The sequence below is a fragment of the uncultured Ferrimonas sp. genome (genome assembly GCF_947489035.1).
Classification (GTDB): Bacteria; Pseudomonadota; Gammaproteobacteria; order Enterobacterales; family Shewanellaceae; genus Ferrimonas.
This window is the reverse complement of sequence record NZ_CANLCI010000032.1, coordinates 23,896-47,508: the sequence shown is the minus strand read 5'-3', so window position 1 is coordinate 47,508 and position 23,613 is coordinate 23,896. Positions and strand designations below refer to the sequence as shown.

Annotated in this window: 22 protein-coding genes and 1 pseudogene; 13 read left to right on the top strand and 10 right to left on the bottom strand. The window is 57.2% G+C overall.

The window, feature by feature from the left end; all coding sequences use genetic code 11:
• From Q0796_RS16115 to Q0796_RS16100, 4 genes and pseudogenes are all read left to right on the top strand, one after another.
• Positions 1-555: pseudogene (locus Q0796_RS16115) on the top strand (hypothetical protein); the annotation flags it as partial.
• Positions 549-2,198: a BatD family protein gene (locus tag Q0796_RS16110; RefSeq protein WP_298444993.1), complete on the top strand. Its 1,650-nt coding sequence runs from the start codon at positions 549-551 to the stop codon at positions 2,196-2,198. The pseudogene Q0796_RS16115 and the gene Q0796_RS16110, both read left to right, overlap by 7 nt.
• Positions 2,199-2,317: 119 nt before the next feature.
• A complete protein-coding gene (locus Q0796_RS16105; RefSeq protein ID WP_298444991.1) occupies positions 2,318-2,884 on the top strand; it encodes a sigma-70 family RNA polymerase sigma factor in 567 nt (188 codons plus the stop codon).
• Positions 2,877-3,578 carry a DUF3379 family protein gene (locus Q0796_RS16100; protein ID WP_298444989.1) on the top strand — a complete coding sequence of 234 codons (702 nt, stop codon included), beginning with the start codon at positions 2,877-2,879 and terminating at the stop codon, positions 3,576-3,578. The genes Q0796_RS16105 and Q0796_RS16100 overlap by 8 nt, the downstream gene beginning before the upstream one ends.
• Before the next feature lie 73 nt (positions 3,579-3,651).
• Here Q0796_RS16100 and Q0796_RS16095 read toward each other — a convergent pair whose 3' ends face one another.
• Positions 3,652-4,116 carry a GNAT family N-acetyltransferase gene (locus tag Q0796_RS16095; RefSeq protein WP_298444987.1) on the bottom strand — a complete coding sequence of 155 codons (465 nt, stop codon included), beginning with the start codon at positions 4,114-4,116 and terminating at the stop codon, positions 3,652-3,654.
• Positions 4,117-4,208: 92 nt separating this feature from the next.
• Between Q0796_RS16095 and putP the strand changes: the two genes are divergently transcribed.
• The 7 genes from putP to Q0796_RS16060 all read left to right on the top strand — a co-directional run bounded on the left by putP (position 4,209) and on the right by Q0796_RS16060 (position 12,493).
• The gene (gene putP, locus Q0796_RS16090) at positions 4,209-5,648 is read left to right on the top strand and encodes a sodium/proline symporter PutP (RefSeq protein WP_298444986.1); all 1,440 of its coding nucleotides are present in this window, start codon (positions 4,209-4,211) and stop codon (positions 5,646-5,648) included.
• Positions 5,649-5,864: 216 nt separating this feature from the next.
• Positions 5,865-7,172, top strand: coding sequence for an outer membrane protein transport protein (locus Q0796_RS16085; protein WP_298444984.1), 1,308 nt, complete (start codon positions 5,865-5,867; stop codon positions 7,170-7,172).
• A gap of 191 nt (positions 7,173-7,363) precedes the next feature.
• The gene (locus tag Q0796_RS16080) at positions 7,364-9,895 is read left to right on the top strand and encodes an MMPL family transporter (protein WP_298444982.1); all 2,532 of its coding nucleotides are present in this window, start codon (positions 7,364-7,366) and stop codon (positions 9,893-9,895) included.
• Positions 9,882-10,679: an outer membrane lipoprotein-sorting protein gene (locus Q0796_RS16075; RefSeq protein WP_298444980.1), complete on the top strand. Its 798-nt coding sequence runs from the start codon at positions 9,882-9,884 to the stop codon at positions 10,677-10,679. Before Q0796_RS16080 ends, Q0796_RS16075 begins: the two co-directional genes overlap by 14 nt.
• A complete protein-coding gene (locus Q0796_RS16070) occupies positions 10,679-11,902 on the top strand; it encodes a hypothetical protein (RefSeq protein ID WP_298444978.1) in 1,224 nt (407 codons plus the stop codon). Before Q0796_RS16075 ends, Q0796_RS16070 begins: the two co-directional genes overlap by 1 nt.
• A gap of 14 nt (positions 11,903-11,916) precedes the next feature.
• Positions 11,917-12,144: a DUF2892 domain-containing protein gene (locus Q0796_RS16065; RefSeq protein ID WP_298444975.1), complete on the top strand. Its 228-nt coding sequence runs from the start codon at positions 11,917-11,919 to the stop codon at positions 12,142-12,144.
• Between the two features lies 1 nt (position 12,145).
• The gene (locus tag Q0796_RS16060) at positions 12,146-12,493 is read left to right on the top strand and encodes a rhodanese-like domain-containing protein (RefSeq protein ID WP_298444974.1); all 348 of its coding nucleotides are present in this window, start codon (positions 12,146-12,148) and stop codon (positions 12,491-12,493) included.
• Here Q0796_RS16060 and rssA read toward each other — a convergent pair.
• Positions 12,490-13,485: a patatin-like phospholipase RssA gene (gene rssA / locus Q0796_RS16055; protein WP_298444972.1), complete on the bottom strand. Its 996-nt coding sequence runs from the start codon at positions 13,483-13,485 to the stop codon at positions 12,490-12,492. The genes Q0796_RS16060 and rssA overlap by 4 nt on opposite strands.
• A 185-nt stretch (positions 13,486-13,670) precedes the next feature.
• Between rssA and Q0796_RS16050 the strand changes: the two genes are divergently transcribed.
• Positions 13,671-15,230, top strand: coding sequence for a SulP family inorganic anion transporter (locus Q0796_RS16050; RefSeq protein WP_298444970.1), 1,560 nt, complete (start codon positions 13,671-13,673; stop codon positions 15,228-15,230).
• A 738-nt stretch (positions 15,231-15,968) separates the two neighbouring features.
• On the opposite strand, the gene Q0796_RS16045 is transcribed toward Q0796_RS16050, so the two are convergent.
• Genes Q0796_RS16045 through Q0796_RS16025 form a run of 5 tightly spaced genes read right to left on the bottom strand, consistent with a single transcriptional unit; the run spans position 15,969 to position 19,667 of the window.
• Positions 15,969-18,038, bottom strand: coding sequence for a heavy metal translocating P-type ATPase (locus Q0796_RS16045; RefSeq protein WP_298444968.1), 2,070 nt, complete (start codon positions 18,036-18,038; stop codon positions 15,969-15,971).
• Entirely contained in the window at positions 18,035-18,346 is a 312-nt protein-coding gene (locus Q0796_RS16040; RefSeq protein WP_298444966.1) for a YtxH domain-containing protein, read from the bottom strand. The genes Q0796_RS16045 and Q0796_RS16040 overlap by 4 nt, the downstream gene beginning before the upstream one ends.
• Positions 18,330-18,641: a hypothetical protein gene (locus tag Q0796_RS16035; protein WP_298444964.1), complete on the bottom strand. Its 312-nt coding sequence runs from the start codon at positions 18,639-18,641 to the stop codon at positions 18,330-18,332. The genes Q0796_RS16040 and Q0796_RS16035 overlap by 17 nt, the downstream gene beginning before the upstream one ends.
• On the bottom strand, positions 18,634-19,329 hold the full coding sequence (locus Q0796_RS16030) for a hypothetical protein (protein ID WP_298444962.1): 696 nt from the start codon (positions 19,327-19,329) through the stop codon (positions 18,634-18,636). Before Q0796_RS16030 ends, Q0796_RS16035 begins: the two co-directional genes overlap by 8 nt.
• A 2-nt stretch (positions 19,330-19,331) precedes the next feature.
• Positions 19,332-19,667 (bottom strand): hypothetical protein, encoded by a 336-nt coding sequence (locus Q0796_RS16025; RefSeq protein ID WP_298444960.1) that lies wholly within the window; start codon positions 19,665-19,667, stop codon positions 19,332-19,334.
• Positions 19,668-19,809: 142 nt separating this feature from the next.
• Here Q0796_RS16025 and Q0796_RS16020 point away from each other — a divergent pair, with 142 nt between their 5' ends.
• Positions 19,810-20,169, top strand: coding sequence for a hypothetical protein (locus Q0796_RS16020; RefSeq protein WP_298444958.1), 360 nt, complete (start codon positions 19,810-19,812; stop codon positions 20,167-20,169).
• A 124-nt stretch (positions 20,170-20,293) separates the two neighbouring features.
• On the opposite strand, the gene Q0796_RS16015 is transcribed toward Q0796_RS16020, so the two are convergent.
• The 3 genes from Q0796_RS16015 to flgL form a co-directional block, all read right to left on the bottom strand.
• Positions 20,294-20,701, bottom strand: a complete 408-nt coding sequence (locus Q0796_RS16015; protein ID WP_298444956.1) for a hypothetical protein — start codon at positions 20,699-20,701, stop codon at positions 20,294-20,296.
• 192 nt (positions 20,702-20,893) lie between these two features.
• Positions 20,894-22,270: an ATP-dependent RNA helicase DbpA gene (dbpA, locus tag Q0796_RS16010; RefSeq protein WP_298444954.1), complete on the bottom strand. Its 1,377-nt coding sequence runs from the start codon at positions 22,268-22,270 to the stop codon at positions 20,894-20,896.
• A gap of 126 nt (positions 22,271-22,396) precedes the next feature.
• Entirely contained in the window at positions 22,397-23,605 is a 1,209-nt protein-coding gene (gene flgL / locus Q0796_RS16005; protein ID WP_298444953.1) for a flagellar hook-associated protein FlgL, read from the bottom strand.
• Positions 23,606-23,613 lie beyond the last annotated feature (8 nt).

Genomic DNA, 23,613 nt, shown 5'->3' with positions numbered 1-23,613 from the left:
CAAGACGGCCAGTCCCAACAAGACGGCCAGTCCCAACAAGACGGCCAGTCCCAACAAGACGGCCAGTCCCAACAAGACGGCCAGTCCCAACAAGACGGCCAGTCCCAACAAGAGGGCCAGTCCCAGCAAGCGGGCCAGTCCCAACAAGAGGACCAGTCCCAACAAGACAGCCAGTCCCAACAAGACGGCCAGTCCCAACAAGACGGCCAGTCCCAACAAGACGGCCAGTCCCAACAAGACGATCAGGCCCAGCAAGCGGGTCAGTCTCAGTCTCAGCAAGCGGATCAGCCCCAGTCAGACGACCAGCAGGAGCAGGCCGCCCAACTCGGTGAGCCGAGTGCCGCCGATGCGAGCGACAACGAGCCAAGCGAACAAGCAACTGCAGCGGCTCAAACCGGCGCCAATGCCCTAACCGATGAGCAGCAACAACAGCTGCAGCAACTGCTGAATCAAGTGCACGACGATCCCAGCTTGCTGCTGCGGAACAAAATGAAATTGGAATACCAACGTCGCCAGCTCAATGGCAACGTACAACCGGAGCGAACCCAGTGGTAACCGCAAACTCTTGGCGCACCTTGCTGCCACTTCTTTTACTCATGATCAGCGCCCCAAGCTGGGCCATTACTCAGCTGCAAGCCAGTGTGGATCAAAATCCGGTGATCATGGGGCAATCGTTCGAGCTGCAACTGGTGGCCGATGACATCGTCAACGACAGCTTGGATCTCAGCCCGCTTGAGCAAGACTTCAGTGTCTATCGCTCTGATGTCAGCCAAAACACGCAGATCATCAATTTCGACATGAAGCGCCTAACCCAATGGCGGGTGGTGCTATTGCCGAAACGGCTTGGCCAAGTCACCTTGCCCGCGTTGAACATCGATGGCGTCAGCAGTAACCCGATCACCATGACCGTGGTTGCCGCGAAGAACAGCAACGCGCCGCAAGCGCAGCCGGTGCGGATAGAGGTCAGCCTTGATGAAGAGGAGATTTGGCTGGGGCAAGCCACCACCGCCACCGTGCGGCTGATCTTGGCGGCGGATCTGCAACGGGGCAACTTAAACGCCCCTGAGCACCCCGATGTGCAGATCCGCCAACAAGGGCAGGATCAAAACAACACCGAGATCGTCGATGGTCGTCGTCTGCAGGTGATCACCCGCCAATATGTGTTGATCCCCCAGCGCAGCGGCACCATTGAGCTTGGCAGCATCAATTTTAGTGGCGACTTAATGTTGCTCAACAGTCGCAATAATTTCTTCAACAGCGGCCGCACCAAAGCCTTTAGCACCAACAGCGATCCCATCACCTTGAACGTTAAAGGCCAACCCGCCAGCTATCAAGGGCAGTGGCTGGTGGCCGATCTGGTTACCCTCAGTGCCGATCCGCTCAGCCAAGAACAGTTTGAAGTGGGCCAACCCATCACCCTGACCCTGCGACTTGCCGCCGCCGGAACCGTGGCCGAAGCCCTGCCCGAGATCAGCATTCCCGCCACCACCGGGCTGCGCGCCTACCCCGATAAACCCGAACGGGAAGGCGGCAGCCAAAATGGGCAGTTGCTGGCTCGCCTGAACCAAACCATCGCCTTGGTGCCCCAACAGCCCGGCGACTACACTGTGCCAGAGATTAAGGTGCCGTGGTGGAACGCCAAAACCAACCAACAGCAATGGGCAACCCTTGCTGCGCAAACCATCACCGTACTGCCAAGCAGCACCGCGGCACCAACCGTGGTTGCCCCTGCCCTGCCTAGCCCCACCGTAACAGCACCTGCACCGCGGCTGTGGCTGTGGCTGTGGCAAGGGTTAACCGCGCTGTTTGCCCTGTTGTGGTTATTAACGGCATGGTGGGGCTGGCGCCGTGGTCAAGGCCACAGCGCGGCAACACCAGCAGCGGCAAGCCATGCTCGCCCCATCAAAAGTTTGCCAACCTTGTTGCAAGCGTGCCGCGCCAACCAAGGCGCAACGGTGTTGAACCTGCTGCCGCGTTGGGGCAGCGAACACCTAGGCTATAGCGTGACCTTGGTGGAATTGGGGCAACAACGGCCAACACTGGCCGCGCACATCCAGCAGTTGCAGCACAGCTGTTACTCACCACAACCGGAGCAATGGCAAGGCCAAGCACTGGCGCAAGCGATTGAACAGTGTCAACAAGACAGCGTAAATACCCCGCCAGAGGGGTTACCGGCATTAAATCCGGCGTCCCACTGATCTGAGCACGGATTTATGCTGTTACAGTCTCGCAACTGCCTTAAAACATGGGTAAAGTTGCCAAAAACGCGGCTCATTAACGAGCGGCTTACTAATGTAAGAGCGAGCGGATAAAGGAAATGTTCGGCGGATTCGGAAAGAAAAAAACGGCAACGGCGGTCTCCTCAGACATGATAAGTAAACAACGCCGTTACGAAGCTTTAGTTCGCGCTCTGCATACGGATCTATACCGTTATGCCTACTGGCTGGTGCACGACCGAGCTGTCGCAGAAGATCTGGTGCAGGAAACCTTCCTACGCGCTTGGAAGTCATTGGATTCATTGAAAGATGAAAACGCGGCTAAGGCGTGGCTTATCACCATATTGCGCCGTGAAAACGCCCGTCGTTTTGAACGGAAGCAATTCGATCTCACCGATATTGACGACTATCAACTGGCAGACACCGCGACTCCTGGCCCAGATCAAGACGCCGAACATCATCTGCTGCGGCAGAAAATGGCGCAATTGGAGCCGGAGTACCGCGAGCCGTTAGTGTTGCAAGTGCTGTACGGCTTCAGTGGCGAAGAGATCGCCACCATCTTAGAGCTGAATCGCAACACCGTAATGACTCGACTATTTCGCGCTCGCAATCAATTGCGCGACGCGTTAGAAGGCAGCCAGCCAAACATTGGACACCGCAATGGATGATTTAGAATTCCGCCGGCGTTTATTCGCCGAGCCCAACAGCCAAGATCAAGAGCTACTAAGTGCCACCGAACACAACGCCGGCCGCGAACAGCTGCGCCAAGAGATGCGCCAGATGGAGCACAAGCTCGCGCAAACGGTGAATGTTGACGTACCCGATGATCTGGCCGAACGACTGCTGTTACGCCAAAACATGGCGGTACACCGCAGTAGCCAACGCCGTCATCGCTGGCAATTAGCCGCAGCGGCTTCGGTTGCCTTTGCTGTGGGGATCACCTTTACCCTTTTAGGGCAAACGCCAAATAACTTAGGCAACCACGCGTTAGCCCATGTGGATCATGAAGCGCGCTTTGTCGCCAACATCAATGAACACGTCACCTTGGCGGCTCTGAACACCAAGATGGCGCCGTTAGGCGGCCAGTTAAGCAGCGTGCCTGGGGAAGTGGTGTACGCCAACTACTGTGATTTTGAAGGCATTCGCAGCCTGCACGTCGTGATGAACACCGACCAAGGCCGAGTCACCCTGTTCCTGATCCCAGAAGAGGACGGCGCCTCGTTACCAAGCCAGTTCACCAACGACCGTTACAACGGCGTGGGAATGAACACCAATCAACTGCATCTGGCGGTAGTGGGTAATAAGCAGCAAAAGCTGGAGCCGGTGCTTGACGAGCTCGCCCGTAACATGAACGCCATCTAACCCTGTTGTTGTCGGGTCGCATCGCACTAACGACAATAAAAAAGGCCTCTTATCGAGGCCTTTTTTGATCCGCTTAACGCGGCAAACTCAACTGCATATCTTGGTGCATCACCCCACCGTCATCGTAGGCGGCCGAGATCACCTCAAAGCCAAAGCTTTGGTAGTAGCCTTGCAGGGTGACCTGCGCCGAGATTTTGATCATCCCTTGTGGGCACAACTGCTGCGCTTTCTCAATTCCCGCTTCAATCATTTTGCGCCCTAATTTCAGCCCGCGCCCCGACGGCGCCACCACAATCCGCCCCAATTTGATCAGCTGCGGCTGCGGCTGCAACACCCGCAAATACCCCAGCAACTGCCCCGATTGTTCAACTAACAGATGCTGTGCCTGTTGATCGGCCCCATCAATGTCCACATACAGGCTGTTTTGCTCAATCTGGAACACCTGCTCTCGCAACTGCAGTAAGCCGTACAACCGGTTGATATCTAACTGTTCAAATGACAGCCAATTCCAACTTAAAGAGTCATGTATACTGGTCACAATTTTGCCTTCAATGTGAGTTATTTCGCGAGTTAAATTCGTGCATTTAACGGCACCGGTAGGCGTCCTATCATCAACCAGAAGAGTCGCAGATGCCAGTCCCCACTACCATCACCTTCTTTGCTTATCTGATCATGTTATTAGTGATCGGTACCGTGGCCTATAAAGCCACCACCACCACCTCGGATTACATCTTAGGCGGCCGCAAAATGGGCCCCGCCGTTACCGCCTTATCCGTTGGTGCGTCCGACATGTCTGGTTGGCTGCTGCTGGGCTTACCCGGCGCCATCTACCTGTCTGGCCTGAGCGAGATCTGGATCGGCATCGGCTTGGTGATCGGCGCTTGGTGCAACTGGTTACTGGTAGCCAAACGACTGCGGATCTACACCGAATTCACCAGCGACTCCTTAACCTTGCCGGATTTCCTGGAGCGTCGCTTTGCCGATAATGGCGTATTGCGCTTAGTCGCAGCCACCACCACCTTGCTGTTCTTCACCTTCTACACCTCTTCCGGCATGGTCGGCGGCGCCATCTTGTTCGAGCAAGTGTTCGAACTGGATTACACCACCGCCTTATTGATCGGCTCAGCGATTATCGTGTCCTACACCTTTGTTGGTGGCTTCTTCGCGGTAAGCTGGACCGACTTCTTCCAAGGGATCTTAATGTTATTGGCGCTGTTGTTGGTGCCCGCGGTGGTGTTCTTCGGTGACAGCCATGGCAGCACCGCCAACTTAGATCCGGCCATGTTGGACGTACTGCCGGATTCATTAACCGCCCTGTCGATCGCTTCGTTGATGGCGTGGGGGCTGGGTTACTTTGGCCAGCCACACATTCTGTCGCGCTTTATGGCCATCGGCAGCATCGACGATCTGCCCACCTCTCGTCGCATCGCCATGAGCTGGATGCTGCTGTCACTGATCGGGGCGCTGGCCACCGGATTGGCGGGCGCCATTGTGTTTGCAGACGCGCCACTGCCAAACAAAGAAACCGTGTTTATCGAGCTGTCTAAGGTGCTGTTTAACCCTTGGATCGCCGGCATTCTGATCGCCGCCATTTTGTCTGCCATCATGAGCACCATCGATTCGCAGCTGCTGGTGTGCTCCTCCGTGGTGACCGAAGATTTCTACCGTAAGTGGATCAACCCAAATGCCAGCGAACGCGAGCGCATTATGGTTGGCCGCTTAACCGTATTGGCGGTGGCGGTACTGGCCACGGTTATCGCCCTAAATCCAGAATCCAGCGTATTGGCGCTGGTGAGTTACGCCTGGGCCGGTTTTGGTGCCGCCTTTGGGCCGGTGATCATCCTGGCACTGTACTGGAGTAAATTCAGCCGCTTTGGTGCCATCGCCACCATCTTGGTTGGTGCCGCCACCGTGGTGATCTGGAAGCCATTGCAAGGCGGTCTGTTCGATCTGTACGAATTGCTGCCAGGGTTCCTCTTCGCCTTAATCAGCGGCATCCTCGTCAGCCTGCTGTTCCCAGCCAGCAGCGCCGTTAAGCAGCAACACCGCGAATTTGAGCAACAGCTCTAAAGATCGCCGCAACAAAAAAGGAGGCTTTGCGCCTCCTTTTTTGATCCGGTTAGACACCTCAATTTAACCGCAAATTTACACCCCCAAGCAAAAGCTTGAACTGGCTCACATTTGCATCTAACCAGCCTACTGGTCGGATATGTGCACACCTGTACGCTTACTAACATCCGGCCCAAACGATGACAACCGACCCTAGATTGCCGGTAGAGATAAATAATGAAAAAGATGAACAAAACCGCCATTGCTTGCGCCTTGGCTTTACTTAGCAGCCAATCCTTCGCTGCAGGTTTTCAACTTAGCGAAACCTCTGTTTCTGGTTTAGGCCGTGCCTTTGCCGGTGAAGGCGCTGCGGCTGAAGACGCCGCCGTACTGGCCCGTAACCCTGCCGCCATGGCACTGTTTGATAAAACCTCTTTGTCGGTTGCTGGCACCTACATTGATCCCGGCGTGGATCTGAAGGGCACCAATAACCCATACGGCGATGCCAGCGCGCTGGACTTCGACGGGGCAGCACCGCAGGCGTTTATCCCGGCTTCGTACTTCATCAAGCCACTGAACGACAAAGTTGCTATCGGCTTTGCTGGCTTCTCTAACTTTGGTTTGGGTACCGATTACGGTAAAGATTACAGCGCCGGTTCTATCGCTGGTGAAACCGAACTGCAAACCATGAACTTCAACGCCAGCGTGTCTTACCGCATCAACGAACAGTTGAGCTTAGGTTTGGGCGCCAACGTCATTTATGGCACCGCAAAATTCACCCGTTATGCCGGTGGCTCTCCTTTGGCGCCACTGCTGCCTAACGCAGGTCAAACCGTTATTTCCGACATGGAAGGCGACGGTTTTGGCTACGGCTATAACTTGGGTTTGATGTACGAACTGGATCAAAACAACCGTTTGGCTCTGACCTACCGCTCTGACGTCACCGTAGAGCTGGAAGGCGAGTACTACGATGACCTGCCCGGTTTCGTTGGCGGCAACGGCGGCGTAAAAGTAGACGGTTCATTGGATCTAGATTTGCCAGGCATCGTTGAATTCTCTGGCTTCCACCAGCTCAACGACAAGCTGGCACTGCACACCACCGTCATGTGGACCAACTGGTCTGAGTTTGCAGAGATCCGCGGTGTGGCAGACGAAACCGTCACCATCGGCAATAAGGTCATCAACGAAGGTGACACCCTGCTGGAAAAAGCAGAGAACTTTGAAGATTCATGGCGTTTCGGTTTGGGTGCCACCTACACCGTTAACCCGAAAATGAAGCTGCGTACCGGTATCGCATTTGATGAAGCGCCAGTGCCAGAAAGCCACCGTTCTATCTCTATCCCAGATTCTGACCGCATCTGGTACAGCATCGGTGCCAACTATATTCTGAGCGACAACGGCAGCTTGGATCTGGCCTTCACCTTCATCGACGGCGAAAGCGTTACCGTTCGTGAAGAAGCCAGCCCAGGCAGCACCAATGTCTTTGAACTGGAATCCGAAGGTAACGCCTTCTTAGTTGGTGTGCAGTACAACCACAGTTTCTAAGCGATAGCGTCAATCGCAGCGAACGAAGGAGGCCTTGGCCTCCTTTTTTTATGCCGATAAAACCCACCGCTGTCGCGTCATTCTCTGCGCTTACCCCGCCAATGTCATTGGTTCCCTTTGTCGCCCTTGAATATTAGATTTAACTAATTTAAAGTTCTTCAACATAAGTAAACTCTAATGTTGAGGTTGTCATGGCCCCCCGCCTGATCCAGTTCGCGCTCAATTTCCCTACCCGCGTTTACCTGCTGGTGTGGCTGCTGGTGATCAGTGCCGCAGCGATGATCCCGGCCATGGTGATCGACACCGATCCTGAGAACATGCTGCCGCAGGATGACCCCGCACGGCAGTTTCATCAGGCCACCAAAGCGCAATTTAATCTGTACGACAGCATTGTGGTGGGGGCGGTGGCTGAGCAAGGCTTTGCCAACATCGATTCGCTGCAGCAGATGAAATGGCTTACCGACGCCATCATGCAGCTGCCGGGCGTGATCAGCAGCGAAGTGATGGCGCTGTCCACCATGGACAACATCAGCCAACAGCAACCGGGCGTTATCCGCTTTGATTACTTGATGGCCAAAGCACCACAGCAGCCCGCCCAAGCCCAGCAGATCGCCGCCGCGGTACAACGTTTGCCCCTGCTGCACAACACCGTGCTGTCGGCGGATGGCCAAGCGGCCGCCATCTATGTGCCGCTGACCGATAAATCCTTAAGCTACCCAGTGGCCGAGCAGATCCGCGCCTTAATCGCGCAGCTGCCACAGCAGTTTTCGGCCAATGGCGATCGCTACCACCTAACCGGGCTGCCAGTGGCTGAAAACCAATTTGGCCACGAGATGTTTGTGCAGATGGCGGTGGCCGCGCCGCTGGCGGGGCTGACCATTTTTGCGTTGATGTGGTGGTTCTTCCGCAGTGTGCCGCTGGTGATGGCCCCCATGCTGGTGGCGATGGCCACGGTGGTGATCACCAGCGGCACTCTGATCGGCATGGGCTTTACCGTGCACATTATGTCGTCGATGATCGCCATCTTCTTGATGCCGATTGCGGTGGTCGACAGCGTGCACATCATGAGTGATTTCACCCTGCGCTATCGCCAAGGGGCGGATCTGCGCCACACCATTGAACAGGTGATGGCGGATCTGTTTCAGCCGATGCTGTTCACCTCGCTAACGTCGGCCTTGGGTTTCTATTCGCTGCTGTTAACTCCGATCCCGCCAGTGCAGGTGTTTGGCGCCTTTGTTGGCAGCGGCATCTTGCTGGCGTTTGCGCTGTCGATGCTGCTGTTGCCCGCCTACCTGATCCGGCTCTCACCCCACGCTTTAACTACGATGCGCCAACGGTTGCAGCGGCGGCCACAGCACAATTGGTCGTTGCTCGGCCAGTTTAGCCAACGCCAAGCCAAGCCGTTGTTGGCGCTGGCCCTGCTGCTGCTTGGGGTGAGCGCGGTTGGGATCAGCAAAATCGAGATCAACGACAATCCGCTGCGCTGGTTTAAATCCGATCACTCACTGCGGGTGGCGGATCGCACCTTAAACCACCACTTCGCTGGCACCTACAACGCCTATCTGGTGGTGCAAAGCACCCCGACTGCCCAACTTGATCCCGCGCTGCTGCCGCCGCTGCAGCGGTTGCTGCCACAGCACAACAGCGACATTGCACTGGCCGCTAAGGGAGATCCTCAAGCCTTACAACAGCTGCTGTTGCTGCTGGACGATCTGCACTTTAACCGCAGCGACGCGGCAATCACCAAGCAGATAGAAACGCTGCTGCCCGCGCTCGAACAGCTGCAACAGCAACAACAGCGGTTATTGCAGCCCCAGCTACTGGGTTACCTCGCCCAGTTGCAACAGCATTTGCTCGAAACCGGATTGGTGGGGAAATCGAACGGCTTGCCGGATCTGGTTAAAACCGTGTATCGCGAGCTGAGCTCTGGCGATGATCGTGATTATCGTCTGCCAGACAGCGCCGCCGCCGTGGCGCAAACCCTGCTGCAATATCAATCCTCCCATCGCCCCAAGGATCTGTGGCACTTCGTCAGTCCCGATTACCGCAGCGGCCTGCTGTGGTTGCAGTTAACCTCTGGCGACAACCAGCACATGACCGCAGTGATGCAGCAGCTGGATAACTTTGTTGCTGCCAATCCGCTGCCCGCGGGGATCAGCCTGCGCTGGGCTGGCAAAGCCTACATCAACGTGGTGTGGCAGCAAGCGATGGTGGCAGGCATGGCCAACAGCTTGATGTCGGCCTTTGTGGTGATCCTGCTGATGATGACCCTGCTGTTTCGCTCGCCGCTGTATGGGGTGCTGGCGATGCTGCCGCTCACGCTCACCATCGCCATCATCTATGGGCTGGTGGGCTGGCTCGGCAAAGATTACGACATGCCCATTGCGGTGCTTTCGGCGCTGGCGTTGGGGCTGTCGGTGGATTTTGCCATCCACTTTTTAGAACGCGCCCGCGCGCTGCATCGCCGCTGTGGCCATTGGCAGGGCACGCTAACGGCGCTATTTCAAGAACCGGCCACCGCCATCAGCCGCAACGCCATTGTGATTGCCTTAGGCTTTACCCCGCTGTTGTTATCGCCACTGGTGCCCTACGTCACCGTGGGGGTGCTCATGGCCGCCATCATGCTGATTTCGGCTTTGGTTACCCTGCTGTTGTTGCCCGCCGCGCTGGGGCTGTTGCAGCGCCGCGCCTTTCCTCAAGGAGATCACCATGACGCCTCGTAATGCACTGGCCCTACTGCTGCTGAGTGTTACCGCCTTCAGCACCGCTGCGGCCACCGAGCCAACCCTAACGGCGACGCAGATCATCGCGCAAGCCAACTTAGCCGCGTTTTACCCCGGCAAGGATGGCCGCAGCCAAGCACGGATGAAGATTGTGGATGCCAACGGCAACCGCCAACTGCGCCAATTTTCCATTTTACGGCGCAACGTCAGCCGAGGCGGCGATCAGCAACTGCTGGTGTTGTTCTCGCGCCCAGCGGATGTGCGCGGCACGGTTTTCAGGGTAGAGAAACACATTGATGGTAACGACGACCGCTGGCTGTACCTGCCCAGCTTGGATCTGCTGCGGCGGATCAGCGCTGGCGACAAGCGCAGCTCCTTTGTCGGCAGCGATTTTTTCTACGAGGACGTTTCTGGCCGCAGCCCCAGCGCCGATAACTTCACCCTGGATAAGAGCGATCCCGACTCTTACTGGTTAACCGCGGTGCCCAAGGATCCCAACGACGTGGAGTTTGGCCATTACCAAGTGCAGATAGACAAAGCCACCATGCTGCCGCTGCAAACCGATTACTTTGATGACCATGGCCAACACTACCGCCGCATCCGCGCGGTTAAGATCGGCACCATTAACGGCCACCCCACCGTGCTTCGCAGCAAGGTTGAGGATCTGCGCCGAGGCGGTTACACCCTGCTGGAATTTCGCGGGGTCGAATACGACTTAGGCTTAGAGCCAGCCCTGTTCAGCGAACGCACCATGCGCCATGTACCTAAGGCGTATCAGCGCTAATGCCAACTTTCAGCCTGCGCCACGGCGCCAGCCTCTGCCTGTGGCTGCTGTTTAGCGCCAGCACCACGGCCAGCATTAACGACGGCGCAGAGTGGGACGACTGGGGCGATGAAGCCAGCAGCGACAGTCCGTGGTTGCCACTGAGCGTTCGCGCCAGCGCCAGTTACGGCCAGCGCTTGCACCGCGCGCCAACCAACCCCACCCAAGGCCAGCAACGCAGCTTAGCCGAACTTCGCAGCCAGTTTGACAGTGGCTATCGCGGCCAGCAGTTCAATGCCGATCTGCGTCTGGATCTGGCTTACGACGACATCCGCAATCGCTGGGATCTGGATTGGCGTCAGGCCAGCGTCAGCCTGAGCCCTGCCGCGGGATTAGAGCTGAAACTGGGGCGACAGATCCTCACTTGGGGCACCGCGGATCTGCTGTTTGTGAACGATCTGTTTCGCAAAGATTGGCAGGCGTTTTTTAACGGCCAGCCCCAAGACTATCTGAAAGCCGCCAGCAACGCGGTGAAGCTCAGTTGGTTTGGGCAGCGGCTGAACGCCGATCTGATCTACCAGCCTCGGTTTGAGGCCGACAACGCCCTGCTCAGCCTCGATGCCACTGGCGCACCGCCCACGGCTGCCGAGCCCAACCAAGAGGTGCTGGCCACGCGCCTGTTTGGCCAATGGCAACGATTAGAATGGGCGCTGTATCAGCATCACGGCTACAGCGGCAGCGCCAGCCTAACCGCCACCGGCCACAGCGAATTTGCCCCGGTGGACGCCATCGGCGCCAGCGTGACCGCCCCCATCGGCGGCGGGATCGGCAACATCGAATGGGGTAAACAGTGGTATCAAGGCAACGGCCAATCGGATCAATCGTTACTGCTGCTGGGCTATCAACGGTCGCTGCCGCAGCAGCTTACCCTTGGGCTGCAGTATCAATGGCAGCGCTGGCATCAGCCCTACCGCAGCGGCGATCAATGGCGCCACTATCGGCAGCTGGCCACGGTGCGCTTAGACAAACACAGCCTGCAGCAAAAACTCACTCTGTCGCTGTTTGCCTTTTACAGCCCCAGCGACGCCGACTATTACCTGCGGCCACAGCTGCGTTATCGCCATAGCGACCAATGGCAATTCAGCTTTGGCGTCAACCTATTGGATGGCCGTCATCCCAACACCTTCTTTAGCCAGCTGCACCAGCACAGCAACGGCTGGCTGCGTCTGCAATACTTCTATTGATAAGGAGATCCACCATGATCACAGTTCCCAACAGCACCGAACGCGCCTTACCGCTCTTTGCCGGTATAATGCTGCTGCTTTCGATGGCGTTAACCCATTGGGTACACGCTGATTTTATTTGGTTGACTGGATTTATTGGGGTCAACTTGATTCAAGCTGCCTTTACCGGCTTTTGCCCCGCCACTTGGCTAATGCACAAGTTGGGGCTGCCAAACGAACGGCAGTTAGCCCAAGGAAAATAGCATGAAGAAATGGTTAATCGCTCTGATCACTGTGGTGCTGTGGCTACCCGCCGCCGCCAGCGAACGCGCCGAGCTGGCGTGGCAACAGCTGCAACAAGGCGCCACCTTAATTGATGTGCGTACCTCGGCAGAGTTTGCCGCCAAGCACCTCGAAGGTGCCCACAATTTGCCGTTTGATCAGATCGGCGCCACCATCGCCAGCCTCAAGCTGGATCAAGCTAAGCCGATTGTGGTGTATTGCCGCAGCGGTCGCCGCAGTGGCATCGCCGAGCAAACCTTAGCCCAACAGGGCTACCTCGTTTACAACGGCGGCGGCTTAGCCGAGATGTTGGCATCGAAGCCCGATTAACCTTGATGTTTAGCCTGCCGCAACCGTTCCAATTCGGCTTCAAGCAGGTGGGCCACTTTCTCTACGGCCGCTTCCCCTGCGGCAATGGCTTCATCGGCGCGTTGAAACTCCATCGTAACGATGTCGCCAACCCGCGGCAGGATCACCGCTTCCGGTGGATCGCCCATCATCCGCGCCCGCTTGTGGCGCTGCTCTAAAATCTCCATCGATTGGTGCATCACCGCTAACGCATTGGGCTGCTCAGCCCCGTCGTTATTGAAACTGTCGGTGATCTTATCCACCCACTGTTTGCCCGAAAGCAGCAGATCGCTGAAGCTGTTGTTGGCCTCGGCGGCATCAGCAGCAGGGCTGAACAGCGCCCCATTGCCCTGATCGCCACCGGCGGATGCGCTCACCGCGCTGGCATCCAACCGCACCGGCGCAGCCCCGTGTTGCCGCACATCGCCGTGCAGGTCGACCGCGATCACCAGATCAGCGCCTAGGGCACGACAGGCCGACACCGGCACTGGGTTTACCACCGCGCCATCCACCAACCAGCGGTTGCCGATGCGCTTTGGCAAGATCAAGCCGGGAATGGCGCAAGACGCCCCCACCACATCCTCTAACCGTCCCTGCTCTAGCCACACCTCTTGGCCGCTATACAGATCCGTGGCCACCGCCACAAACGGCAGTTGCAGCTCGGCAACGCGTTCGATGCCAATCGCCGCGCTGGCGGCGGCGAACACCTTTTCACCGCCAATAATGCCGCCACGGCGCCACGAAAGATCCATCAGCCCGACCACGTCCCAGCTGGAAAAGTGGCTCACCCACTGCTGCAGTTCGTCCAACTTGCCCGCCGCATAGGCCGCGCCAACAAAGGCACCAATGGAACAGCCCGCCACCACGTTGGGCGCCATGCCCAACCGTTGCAAGCCACGCAGCACCCCAATGTGGGCCCAGCCCTTGGCGGCACCACTGCCTAAAGCGATGCCGATGCGGATCTCGTCAGCCATAAAATTTTCCTTTTATTTTCATTATGATATTCAAACACCGACCGTTATTATCGCGCCAGCATATGACTGTTATTTATTCAGGCAGTGACTATCCTAATCTGAACGCAATCAGGCTTTGACACGCTTGGGTGCAGGTGGTACTTTCGCGCGCTTATTTTTAACCAATTTTCGGGCTCATCCTATCAATGTTTGAACTTCGCAGTAATCCTGATGCCTCCGCCAAAGCGGATCTGCTCTCCGGTTTAACCGTAGCGCTGGCACTGGTGCCAGAAGCGGTGGCCTTTGCCTTCGTTGCTGGTGTCGAGCCAATGGTCGGCCTGTACGCCGCCTTTATCGTCGGCATCATCACCGCCATCTTTGGCGGTCGTCCGGGAATGATCTCCGGCGCAACCGGCGCCATGGCCGTTGTTATGGTCGCGCTGGTTGCCGAACATGGGGTGCAATATCTGTTTGCCGCCGTGGTGCTTACCGGCCTTATTCAAATCTCCGCCGGCTTGCTGCGCTTAGGTAAGTTCATTCGTTTGGTGCCCCACCCAGTGATGCTGGGCTTTGTGAACGGCTTGGCCATTGTCATCTTCTTGGCCCAGCTCGGCCAGTTTAAGGTACTGGATGGCGACGGCAACATGGTGTGGATGCAGGGCGAAATGCTGTTCACCATGCTGGGGCTGATTGCCTTAACCATGGCGATCATTCAATTCCTGCCCAAGCTGACCAAGGCGATCCCATCGTCGCTGGCCGCGATCTTGGTGGTGGCGGGTTTGGTTACCGGCTTAGGTTTGGATACCCCAACCGTGGTGGATTTTGTCCGGAACATGGCTGGCGACGCCAACGCCACCTTGGAAGGCACCCTGCCAACCTTCGCCATTCCACAGGTGCCGTTTACGCTGGAAACCCTATGGATTGTGCTGCCATACGCCTTGATCTTGGCGTCTGTTGGTTTGATTGAATCGCTGCTAACGCTGACCTTGGTGGACGAACTGACCCAAACCCGTGGTAAAGGTAACCGCGAGTGTGTGGCTCAGGGCAGCGCCAACTTGGTGTCGGGCTTCTTCGGTGCCATGGGCGGTTGTGCCATGATTGGCCAGTCGATGATCAACATCAACTCCGGCGGTCGCTCGCGTTTGTCTGGCGCCTCTGCAGCCATGTTCCTGCTGGCGTTCATTCTGTTTGGTGCCGCGCTGATTGAGATGATCCCTATCGCCGCCTTGGTTGGGGTGATGTTTATGGTGGTGTTGGGCACCTTCGAATGGTCCAGCTTCCGCATCATGAACAAGATCCCGAAATCCGATGCCTTCGTGATTATTCTGGTGTCGGCCGTTACCGTAATGACCGATTTGGCCATTGCCGTACTGGTTGGTGTGATTGTGTCGGCACTGCGCTTTGCGTGGGAACACGCCACCCACATGATGGCGCCGCACCACATCGATCAGCATGGTCGTAAGATCTATCAAGTGCAGGGGCCATTGTTCTTTGCTTCAACCACCTCGTTCTTAGAGCTGTTTGACGCCACCAATGATCCAAAAGAAGTGATTGTGGATTTCGCTCAATCCCGCGTGGCGGATCACTCCGCTTTGGAAGCGATCGATACCTTGGCTGAACGCTACCTGCGTGAAGGCAAGCACCTGCACCTGCGCCACCTAAGCCCAGAGTGCCGCAGATTGCTGCACAAAGCCGGTAACTTAGTAGAGGTTAACCTGATGGAAGATCCTAACTACAAAGTGGCCGTGGACGAGCTGGCTGGCTAACCAGACGCCAATCCAAGCATGAAAAAGGCTACCTTCGGGTAGCCTTTTTTGGGCTGTGTATTAGTTAACTGTTGGCGTTGCTGCGCGGTAGCTATTGTCGCCTGCGGCGAGCTTCGATGGCACTGCTTTCAAATGGTTATGTCGCCGTGGCGACGGCACCCAAAGGGATTCTCCCTTTGAGATCCCATTGCCTTAGCACAGCTCAACTTTCGCTCCTTGCACTGCGCCATTCGGCACGGCATCGATGCGCCATCCATGGCTTAGCGATGCACTCGCAACATCCTGTTGCTCAACCTCATTTTGCAGTACACCGCTCAACGCTGTGATGCGGCAGTAAAGCCAGTGCGGCGTATCTGTCACGACTAAGTCATCATCTGGCGGTGATAACTTTCTGCCGACTTGGTGACGCCGAGTGCAGCCGTGATGGAGTAAAGCCGAAGGCAGGATGCCGTAGAGGCCAGGTAAGCCATGGATGGCGCATCTGGCCGTTGCTGCAACGCAATGCGGCGAAAACGAGGGGTTGTCGTCACCTCGGAGGCGCTCGGGATTGCAAAGGGACGAGTCCCTTGCCCGCCGCCGGGCGGTCCCGGCAATGACCTTTATGCCGCAGCTCGTCATGCACAATAAGTTCAACAGCTAATTGGTACACAGCCCTTTTTTGTGGCGCGAAACACGCGAATACCCCCACTGGGTAACGGCATAAGAGAAGCCCTTAACGCGCTTCCCTCATGTCAGCCGTTAACCGTTACGGGCGTTAATGGCACGCGCCAGCACCGCCATGGTGGTGCCGTTGTGCAGCAAAGAACTGGTGCCTGGGCTGAGCCAACCCAACGCGGCGGCCAGCATAATGCCGCTGTTCACCACTTCCGCTAAGCGGATGTTGCTTTGGATCAAGGCCATCGCTTGCTGCGCCAATTCCCGTGCCTGCACTACCCCCAGCAAGTTATCTTGCATCAAGGTAACGTCTGCGGCCATGTGCGCCAGATCGGTGCCGGTGGCCATCGCTAAGCCGACATCGGCGGCGCTGAGCGCCGGCGCATCGTTCACGCCATCGCCCACAAACAACACCCGATGCCCCTGCTGCTGCAACTGCTCGACAATCTGCGCCTTGCTCTCTGGCGTGGCTTCAGCGTAGTAACGCTCGAACCCCAGTTGTTCGGTCAATTGCTTGGCTTTGGCTTCGGTATCGCCGGTCAGCAGCACGTGCTGATTGATCCCCGCCGCCCGCAAGGCCGCTAAGGTATCAAACACTTCATCGCGCAGGGTATCCCGCAAACCAATCACCCCGATGGGCTGATGATCGCTGGCCATAAACAACATGTGTTTGCCTGCGCCTTCAAGCTCGGCAATGGTGTCTTCCAAACCGCTGAAATCCACCCCTTCATGGGCTTCCAAGAAGTGGCGACTGCCGATCACCAAGGTGATGTTGTTGATGCTGCTTTTAAGGCCATGGGCGATGATGTAATCCACCTCGCCATGTTCAATGTGCGGCAAATCGGTTTGCTTGGCCGCGTTCACCACCGCCTGTGCCAGCGGGTGATTGCAGTGTTCTTCCACCGAGGCCGCCATCGCTAAGAGCTCTTTGGCGCACTGCTGCTCGCTCATGCAGACCACATCGGTGACTTCCAGATCACCGTAAGTCAGGGTGCCGGTTTTATCAAACACCACGGTATCAACGCTGGCTAAGTTTTCGATGGCGCGGCCGCCTTTCAGCAGCAGCCCCTGCTTCGCCGCCCGATACATCATCGACTTAAAGGTGACCGGCGTGGACAGCTTCAAGGCGCAGGAGTAATCCACCAAGAACACCGACGCCAGCCGTTCAAGATCGCCGGTCATGGCGAACACCGCCGCGCCAATGCCAAAGGTAATTTTGACCCGTCGCTCTGCCATCGCTTGGGTGGCCAGCTGAGTTTGGCTTTTCTCCCCCAGTGATTGGGCAATCACTTGGGCGATTTGAGCGGTCGTGGTTTCGCTGCCCACTTTGTCGACCACCAGGGTGACGTTGCCGTCGTAGATGGCGGTGCCAGAGTAAAGGTAAGCGTCTTGCTCGCGCCGCACCGGCACCGACTCGCCGGTTAACGAGGCTTGGTTAACCAGCGCGAAGCCCCGTTCGATGCTGCCATCGGCAGGCACCAGATCGCCAGGACCGAGCTTAACCCGATCGCCCACCAGCAGCTTAGCCGAGCTCATCTGCTGCTCAACGCCGTCGCGCAGCACCCACACTTGGCTGTGCTTGGGCTGCATCAGATCCGCCAGCAGTTCATCGCTGTTGCGGCTGGTTTGCTGCTCCATGTACTCGCCCATCGACAGCAAGCTTTGGGTCAGCATCGCGGTTTTGTGATCGCCACGGTACGCCGACAAGCCAATGGCGAAGGCATCCAGTACTTCAACCCCCAGCTTGCGCTCTTGCAGCTGCGCCACCCCTTCGGTCAGGGTGGGCGCAATCAAACCTGCGGTCGTCAAACTGGTGAGCTTGCCGGGGAAGAAGCTGGCCGCCAGCAACCCCATCAAGTTCAGGGCGATGTCGCCACGGGTGTACTGGTGTTCGTCATCGTCGTCGGCCCTGGGTTGGGCCTCTTGCCACGCCAGTTGCGTAAGCCGCTGCTCCAACTCATCGCGCGACAGCAGCTGCTCGTCGTAATTCACGACGATCGATTGCGCCGCTTCGTTGATGCGCACCCCTCGCACCCCTTGCAGTGCCAACAGGCCGTTACGCAGCCATTGTGACAATCCCGCCAGCGGTTGGCTCGACGCCACTTTCAGTCGCACTCGACCGGCAAAGTGGTGTTTAACCGTAATTAGGGTCATTGCTGATCCTTATGCAAGTTGCGGTAGTATTCCAGCTCCGCTTGGGTATCCTCCAAGCGCTCTTTCAACTCTTCCACTTCGCCGCGCACGGTCGACCACACTTTGGTGCCCGTGGACGCCACGCCCTGCTGCACTTTCTTGTTGTTCACCAAGTACGCCACTGCGGCACCGGCGATCAGCCCAGAAATAAAGTGCGTGCGCTGGTTTTGCTGCTGGTACGGCTGCGGCGCTGCGGCGGTTGGGTGTTGCCCCGCGTAGGGGGAGCCGCCTTGAGGGTAGCCATAGTAGGGATCAGTCTTGTTGGTCATGTTGCGTATCCTTCATTTCATCCATCAGGTACAGGGCGGCCGCGCCGCCAAGCAGTACCGTTGCCAGCGATAACACCGGACGCCCCGCCATTTGGGTGCCAATGGCGGTGGCTGCGCCGCCAGCCAGACCCGCTTTGGCGGCGTCGCGCAGGGTGTTGTGGGTCAGTTGATTGATGTCCACTTCCCCCCGCTGATAAGCCCGCCACTGGCTGGCCACCGATGCGGTGCCCCCCAGTAGCGCGCTGGCGATCAGCGTCCGCTGGGCGGCGCTCAGGCTTGAGTTACTGTTACTCATTGCCCTTTTCCGCTGCTGCAGCGGCTTCGGCTACCGCAGCTTCGGCAACCGCCAGAGCCTGGGCCAGCTGCTCCGCATCCAACTCCTCTTCTGGCTGACGATGGCGGGCTACCGATTCTTTAAAGCCAGCCGTGCCGGCGGCAACGGTGTCGCGCAATACGTCTTTGCTCATGTTGACGTTGCCACTGACATTCGAGGCGGTGCTGGTGGCGGCGCTTTTGACTTTGTCGCCACCGCTTTTCAGCAGATCGCCGGCGTTGCCCAACATGCTCAGCAGGTTGCCACGAATGTTGTCGTTGCTCAGCACCAGTGCCGCGGCAGCGCCGATCATGGCGCCTTTCCAAAACTCTTTATCGTCCACGCCCAACTTGTGCAGCAGATCTTTAAACAGCCCCGCTTGGTCGCCCATCAGCCCTTCCAGCATCGCTTGCGACTGAGCCAGCATCGGATCCGCTTGCTGCGGCTCGTGATGGTGGTGATGGCCATGGGCCGGTGCTTGCATCGCGGCAGGCTGAGCGTAGTAACCCTGTGGCGGATGCTGTGGGTGCTGCGGCGGGTGGCCGTAGTAACCCGGTGGCATCATCTGTGGGTGCATGTGTGGCTGTTGGTACATGTGTGGGTGCATATGTGGAGGGTATGGGTAGCCGTGGGGTGGGTAAGGCATACCTTGTTCTTCCTTGTTCGCCATGATTAGGCTCCTGCGTGATAGATGGGGGAAAGGGTGGCGATCAAACTGGCGCAGGCTTGCAGCGCCTGAGCTTGATCGGTGTCGAACAGCTGATCCAACAGGGCCGGTTTGATCACGCTCGGATCGTATTCCAGCAGCAAACTGTTGGTGTCGCTGTTCAGTTGATAGCGTTTGAGTGGCGCAAACTGGATGGCTTGCTCCAAGGTGTGCTCGGTTTTATAACGCGCTAATTTCGCCACGATGGCCGAGTTGAACTTAAGGCGAATGCGGCCGGGAATGTGGTGACCAATGTGAACCCACTGCCGTAAAGCGAGGATCTCCGTTGCCAGATCTGACATCGTATAAATCTATGCAAGTTGCTGATTTTGCGATTATCACACAGCCGTTCAGATTGAAATTATGCCCAGATCACAGATTTAATTTCCCCGACTGGTATAAGGGTGATAAAGTAAATGCAAATCAATCTCATTGGAGAGCTGTATGTCCACTTACATTCACAAAACCGAGCGGCGCTTGCGGATCCGATCCGAGTACATCCTGCAGCACCCGCAACAAGTGGCGGAATTTATCCAGCAGCTGAACGAGATTGAAGCCATTACCACCATCCGCCATAAGAAGTTTGCCGGTTCGGTCGCAATCCAATTTAACAGCGACGAACTGAGCGCCGACGATCTGCTGGAAACCGTAGAAAGCCACGGCTGGTTACGCACCGAACAGCGCAGTGCCTTGGTCGAAAACGCGGTTAAAAGCGGCTCTCGCACCTTGGTCAAAGGGGTGGCGATGCTGGCACTGAAACAGGTCATGGGGCCCACTTTAGTGAGAGCGATGCCGTTCGCCTAACGCGGCAACGCCCAACCGGAACCACAAGGCCGCGCTATTGCGCGGCCTTGTAGTTTGGCACGATAGGAACAGCGCGGATCTGCTTAGCTCAGGTGTATTCACCCAGATGGCGCTGGGCGCTCACTTAGCCAAAGCGTTTTTGGGCGCACTTGCATAAGCCGCCCATCTTGGCAGGACAACGCTTACAAGGTGGGGACTTCAGGGGCAGACGGGCAATATTGGATTGCGCCGCGGGGGCGGCCATTGTTGCCGCAGCTCGCGGCTCTAACGCGGTTTCATTGGCGGCCACAAAGCGCAGGTTGGCGCCCTCTTCAAACCAGCTCAATAATGGGTTTAACGGCGTCGCCAGTTCGCGCACTACATCCAGCCCCGCCTGACGCGAGATCTGCTTCAGCTCGGCGCTGACCGCCGAACCACCAGCCCGAGTTGCCCCCGCCGAGCCAAGGCTGGCGTGTGCCATCGCCGCCAAGGGGTTGGCAACAGGCTGAGCAATCTTCTTTAGCTTTTTCAGTTTCTTTAATGACGACGACATGGCTAACCGCGAATAATTCCCACTTGCATTATATTGTGAAGGATCCGCAGCCAAAGCACCATAGCCGCGCTGAAAATGTAAAATCACGCCCCGTATAAAAACAAAAACGGCACCATTAAGGTGCCGTGTTCGGGTAAGCCGTTACTGCCACCGCAACGGCGAAGGCCGCGCGCTGGCGCGGACTAATGCGCCTTACTTGTGCAGTTTCACAATCAGCTTACGGCCTTTGATTTTATCGCGCTGCAGAATTTTCAACGCGGTATTGGCGTGGGCGCGTTCAATCGCCACGTAGCTAAGGCGATCGCCAACGTTGATGTTGCCCACCATTTTGCCCGACAAGGTCTTGTCGGCGGTCAGGGCCCCCAAGATGTCGCCAGGGCGCATCTTGCTTTTGCGGCCTGCGCCAATGGAGATGGTCATCATTGGTGGCTCCATCGCGACGTGGCTGGCCAGCTTCAGCTCCGAGAAATCGATTTTCGGGATCTCGGTGCCGCTCAGCTCTTCAATCGCCAACAAACGGCGGGCTTCGTTGCCGCTGCACAGGCTCATGGCAACACCTTGCTCGCCGGCACGGCCAGTACGGCCAACACGGTGCACGTGCACTTCGGGTTCAAAGGCGATGTCGTAGTTCACCACCATCGCCAATGATTTAATGTCCAATCCCCGGGCGGCAACGTCGGTGGCAACCAGTACCGACGCACTCTTGTTGCTAAAACGCACCAAGGTGCGATCGCGATCGAACTGATCTAAGTCGCCGTGCAGTTCCAGTACCGACACGCCTGCCGCGTGCAGATCGTCGGCCACATCCTGACACGCCAAACGGGTGTTACAGAACACCACGGTGGATTCCGGCTGATGCTTCGCCAGCAAGGCCAGCAGGGCCGCTGGCTTCTGCGCTGGGGTTAATTCAACCGCGCTTTGCTCGATGTGAGTGCTGGTTTCATCCGCCACTTTCACCATTTGCGGCTGCGACAACACTCGGCGGGTTAACGCTTCGATTTCGGTTGGGTAGGTGGCCGAGAACAGCAGCGTTTGGCGCTGATGTGGCACCTCGGTCATGATGGCGTTGATCTCTTTTTCAAAGCCCATGTCCAGCATCCGATCCGCTTCATCAAACACTAAGGTGTTTAACCGATCCAGATTAAGGTTGCCGTTTTCGATGTGCTGACGAATGCGCCCTGGGGTGCCCACCGCAATGTGGCAGCCGTGCTCTAACGAACCGGTTTGCGCCCGCATTGGCATGCCGCCACACAGGGCTAAAATTTTCACGTTGGGCCAAGCGCGCGCCAGTTGACGCAATACCTTCGTGACCTGATCCGCCAGTTCGCGGGTTGGGCACAGCACCATCGCTTGGGTGTCTAACCGTTTTGGATCCAACTGGCTCAGTACCCCTAAGCCGAATGCCACGGTTTTGCCACTGCCGGTTTTGGCCTGCCCAATGACATCGTCACCGCGCAAAATCAGCGGCAATGCTTGCTCTTGAATGGGGGTCATGCGGGTGAAACCCAGCTGGGTTAAGTTATCCACACATGGCTTGGACAAAGGTAATGCGCTAAAGGCAGTGGTCACGTTGGCGTCTCACTAGGGTTAGAAAAGGGGTGTCGCTGCCTGCGGCAGCGGATCAGGGCGGCGATAATAACAAAAAAAGCCCAGAGTGTTGTGGCTCTGGGCTGGTTAATTACTGAACGCGCCCTATCAAATGTAGTTAAACAGGCTGACGTCTTGCACCTTGGCGAAGGTTTGGGTTACCGCATTGAGCGCCAACGACTGTTTTTCAAACTCGCTGATCGCTTCGGCGTAATCCAGATCTTGCAGGGTCGACTTGGCGCTGGCGTTCACCAACTCCATGCTTTCGTGCTGATTTTGGAAGGTATCGAGCGAGCGTAAGTAGTTACCGCTTTCCGCTCGCACCACACTGGCGCTGTCTTGGGCGCCGCGAAAATCGTGCAGCACCTGCGCAAACTGGGCCTGCACGTTGGTGCCGCTCATGCCCGCGGGGTTACGCAGCAACGCCACGGTGTTCTGTAAGGTGGTAAACACATCGGCGGTGGGCTGATTGGACATATCAACGCTATCGCCGGGCTGAGGCGCACCGCTGATGGTCATCTCCATGCCGTTAAACAGGATCGGCTGGCTGGCATCAAACAGTTGGGTTGGCAGCAACACCGCCCCGCCGCTATCGGTGGCGGTAATGGTGGTGTTGCCCATGCCGTCATCGCCAAAGGCTAGGCTGTAGTCGCCGGCCGTATGCACCGCTGGGTTAACGATGTTGGCGGTTTCAATAAAGTATTCGCCGCCCATGGTGGCACCGGCATAATCGGCGCGGTAATCGCCGCTGCCGTTGCTGGCGTCCATAAAGATCCGCTGGCCGCTTTCGCTGACCGGCACCGACACCCCTTCCGCCACGGGCATATTACGGCGCCCTTGATCCCCCAAGAACCCGACCGCACCGCTGGCTCCGCCCACAAAGGGTTTCAGATCCGCTTGGTGGCCAGCAAACACGTAGTTGCCGTTCTCGTCCTGGGTGTTCCCCAGTGCCACCACCGCTTTTAAGCCTTCTTCTAAGTCCAGCGCCAAAGCTTCCCGCGCTTCGGCTGGCAAGGCACCGTCGTTACCCTGCAACATCTTGTCGCGCATGTTCATCAGCAGGTTTTCGTATTCGCCCAAGCGCGACTCTTGCTGGGATAAGCGGTTGTAGGCCAAGTTGATGTTGCTTTTGTACTGACCCAAACGCTGATCTTGTTGATTCAGGTTTTCGATGGCGATGGCCGCCACGGGATCGTCCGCGGCGGTGTTCACCTTTTTGCCGGTGGCCAGCTGCGACAACGACTTGTTGGTGTCGGATTGCAGCTTGGTCATGTTATGGCTGTTGAGGTTGTAAAAATGGTTAGTGGATACGCGCATGATTTACT